This window comes from Bacillus hominis, from assembly GCF_018332515.1.
Classification (GTDB): Bacteria; Bacillota; Bacilli; order Bacillales; family Bacillaceae_G; genus Bacillus_A; species Bacillus_A hominis.
Genome location: NZ_BOQD01000280.1, coordinates 1 through 3,551 on the forward strand (window position 1 = coordinate 1; position 3,551 = coordinate 3,551).

Genomic DNA, 3,551 nt, shown 5'->3' on the forward strand with positions numbered 1-3,551 from the left:
TATTGTTCAATATTTTACAATAAGCTTATGAAATTCCATGTTATGATGAACCTGTAATGATGATTGAACACTTAAATTTGGTACAATAATTAGCCAAAATAGTGAGGACAGTAGTTGTGAGATAAACTCATTAAAACTCTAAAACACTAAAGGGGAGATCACATATGAAAGCAGTAGTAGTTAATAAAAACAGCAAAGCAAACATTGAAGTTATTGAAAAGGAATTACGTCCGTTACACTCGGGTGAAGCGCTAGTAGATGTAGAGTATTGTGGAGTTTGCCACACTGATTTACACGTTGCGAATCATGATTTTGGAAACACCGATGGCCGCATCCTTGGTCATGAGGGTGTAGGTATTGTTACTAAAATTGCTGATGATGTTACTTCACTAAAGATAGGTGACCGTGTAAGTATTGCATGGATGTTCCAATCTTGTGGACGTTGTGAATATTGCGTAACGGGTAGAGAAACATTCTGCCGTGAAGTGAAAAATGCTGGTTATTCAGTAGATGGTGGTATGGCTGAACAATGTATTGTTACAGCTGATTATGCGGTGAAAGTACCAGAAGGATTAGATCCTGCTCAAGCATCATCAATCACATGTGCGGGCGTAACTACATATAAAGCTATTAAAGTATCAGACATTAAACCTGGTCAACCTATCGTAATCTATGGTTGTGGTGGATTAGGTAACCTAGCTATTCAATATGCTAAAAACGTATTTGGTGCAAAGGTAATTGCAGTAGATATTAATGACGACAAATTAGCCTTAGCAAAAGAAGTTGGTGCTGATATGACTATCAATCCAATTTCTCAAGGCCCTGCTGATAAAATTGTTCAAGAGGAGTTTGGTGGTGCTTATGCTGCTGTAGTAACAGCGGTTTCTAAAGTAGCCTTCAACTCAGCAGTTGATGCAGTACGTGCTTGCGGTAAAGTAGTTGCGGTAGGGTTACCAGTCGAAACTATGGATTTAAACATTCCACGACTTGTATTAGACGGAATTGAAGTAGTTGGTTCTCTAGTAGGTACTCGTAAGGATCTAGAGGAGGCATTTATGTTCGGTGCAGAAGGAAAAGTAGTGCCGGTTGTTCAAACTTGTCCACTAGATGAAGTACAAGATGTATTCGAAGAAATGGAACAAGGTAGAATTCAAGGGCGTATGGTAATCGATTTTAAACAGCATAATTGAGATTGTAAATAATTCATTTTAAATATAAAAAGCATGAGTCTAGCAAAGGATATGTAAAAAATTTAGACGACATGCAGAAGATGATCCCTGTATTCAATAGGGATCATCTTCTTTATATTCCACTAATAGCAATGCCGATTAATGAGAAATGATTAAAGGTTCAATTTATCCCGCTATTTGCCGGGCAGTAAGCCCCCCACTTCAAAATTCGGTGAAAACAAAGAAGTTAGGTGGGGAATCAACTGCCCGTAAAAGCCCGATTGGTGAGGGCTGATAATCAGTGGGGGATGAAGAAAACCCCCACTGATTAAAGTTTCACTTTATTTGCAAACGAAAAAGAATCTTTATGTTTAACAAATTTTTTATGATCTGGAACGGTTTGAATTGCTACAACTTGCGAATCTCTTGCTTTCAGTGCATCTTGAATCCCGATTGTCATAAGCTTAATAAAAAGAATCGTAATAAAGAATGAAGCGAGAGTATAAAAAATAATCCACCATGAAAGATTCATTTCATAACGATTTAATCCAATAAGACCTGCCCAATCATTAGATAGAGAAACAGGTTTGAGCACTCCGTCATAGAGTTCCCGCATTTGTATCCCGCCAATTACAATGTCAAGCAACGCTAAATGGATCACGAGTATGAGTGCTTGGACGATATGTTCCATAAATAACACAAATAAGCGATCAAGTAATAAGACTCGTAAGTGTTTTTGCATAATATGAAAACGGCTAGCCCCCAGCAATTGAGAACTTAAAATGTAATCTTGTTTCATAAATTCATCAACCTCTGAGGATATATATAAAGAAAGTGTAGGTAGAGCGACGAAAATAAGTACGAGTACTTGATAAAACGAAAATGAAATATTTGGGTCTAATCTATCAGCATTTGATGTGATTACAATATTAACGGGCGTGATGAGTATAAATGCGATAAATAGAGTTGGAATATAATAAAAAACTTCTGAGCATGACTGGAAAAATCTCTTGAATTTTGGAGCATATAAACTTAGGAGGATTCCTATACATGTTCCGAATAAAATTCGAAAGAAGCTAATTGCCACGGCTAATAAAATGGTGAATTTTGCTCCTTCTACAATTTGTAAGAAAACAGACTCTCCAAAACGATCAGATCCAAAAGGCGGCATTAACGATGGCGGAAAGGGGGCCTTTCCAAGTAATTCGTTATTGTCATTGTAAAGTAACTGAGGAGGTTTTGGGATGTTATCTTTAAAGAACCAACTATAAATAAAACTAGCTGAAACAAGTATGAATAGATAAGTAAAGCCGATTAAAAATCGTTTTGATTTCCAAATAGATTTCATAATGCTGCTCCTTTCAATTGCTTATGCCATCTATTCATCATGAATGAGACTATTTGAAAAATGGAATAAAACGGTAAAATAATCATAACAAGTATGATAAATGCAGCTGGAGGTGAAATAAACGCCTTCTTAAATAAAAATTGAATAATGCCTTCCATATTAAAAACAAATTCTAAAATGAATAAGTTAGAAAGTAAGAAAACAAAAATCGTTTTTAAATGGTGAAAGAAGTGGATAGATATATTTTTGAATAAATGAATGCATAGTATATAACTTGATGAAAGTCCTTTTCCATATGCAACCTCTACGTAATGTTTTCCATGTTCTTCTTTTATGTATAACACCATCATCCGAAACATTTGTAATGTAGGTAAGACTGCTAAAGATAAAATAGGGAGTAAATAAGCTCGATTTTCATTAAAAGAAATAATGGTGACAGGAGATTCCCCGAATTTCTGAAGTACCCATATGAAAAATATTTGCAAACAAATCATCATCATCATATCAGGGATAGCTTCTAATATGAATACAATCCGGTTTATCCATTCTTTTATATAATCTTTTGCTAAAAAATAAAAAAATGCCATACTAGATGATAGAAAGAGTGCAAGAAAAAAGGCTATAAATAATACAGTAAATGAATATAGGTAAGGTTCTAAAACAGTTGGAAATAATGGTGTCTTTTTGAAATGACCAAATTTCGGGTCTGATCCTATAACTACTAATGATTCAGGTGAGAAAACTTGTTTTAACATAGTAACGATTTGATTAAAAAAATGAATTGGTTGAAAAGTGAATCCCTGTTGAGTGATAAATAAATAAGGTAAATTTAGTAATAGTAAGAGTGATAAAAGAATTGATGAAAGTTTTATTGTGAATTGAGATATTTTATATAACATTAAATCCCTCCGACATCTTTTTACAACATTATACAATAAAGTTTGTATTGTGTTTTGATTTTTCGGAAAAATATAAATACTATTAGATTTTATAGTATGGAGCTACGTCCTATGTCCATCAAGCTAAGAAAACGA

General features: G+C 34.2%; 3 protein-coding genes. 1 reads left to right on the forward strand and 2 read right to left on the reverse strand.

From position 1 onward, the window contains the following. Nucleotides 1-164 precede the first annotated feature (164 nt). Entirely contained in the window at nucleotides 165-1,190 is a 1,026-nt protein-coding gene (adhP, locus tag KI356_RS22295) for an alcohol dehydrogenase AdhP (RefSeq protein ID WP_212936487.1), read from the forward strand. Nucleotides 1,191-1,497: 307 nt separating this feature from the next. Here adhP and KI356_RS22300 read toward each other — a convergent pair whose 3' ends face one another. Together KI356_RS22300 and KI356_RS22305 are read right to left on the reverse strand one after the other, a co-directional pair. Continuing rightward, nucleotides 1,498-2,517 carry an ABC transporter permease gene (locus KI356_RS22300; RefSeq protein ID WP_212936488.1) on the reverse strand — a complete coding sequence of 340 codons (1,020 nt, stop codon included), beginning with the start codon at nucleotides 2,515-2,517 and terminating at the stop codon, nucleotides 1,498-1,500. Further along, nucleotides 2,514-3,416 carry an ABC transporter permease subunit gene (locus KI356_RS22305; protein WP_212936489.1) on the reverse strand — a complete coding sequence of 301 codons (903 nt, stop codon included), beginning with the start codon at nucleotides 3,414-3,416 and terminating at the stop codon, nucleotides 2,514-2,516. Before KI356_RS22305 ends, KI356_RS22300 begins: the two co-directional genes overlap by 4 nt. Nucleotides 3,417-3,551 lie beyond the last annotated feature (135 nt).

What these genes read in the sequence shown, in the direction of transcription:
- KI356_RS22300 (WP_212936488.1), bottom strand. Translation starts at nt 2,517, where the DNA reads ATGAAATCTATTTGGAAATCAAAACGATTTTTAATCGGCTTTACTTAT.
- KI356_RS22305 (WP_212936489.1), bottom strand. Translation starts at nt 3,416, where the DNA reads ATGTTATATAAAATATCTCAATTCACAATAAAACTTTCATCAATTCTT.
- adhP (WP_212936487.1), top strand. Translation starts at nt 165, where the DNA reads ATGAAAGCAGTAGTAGTTAATAAAAACAGCAAAGCAAACATTGAAGTT.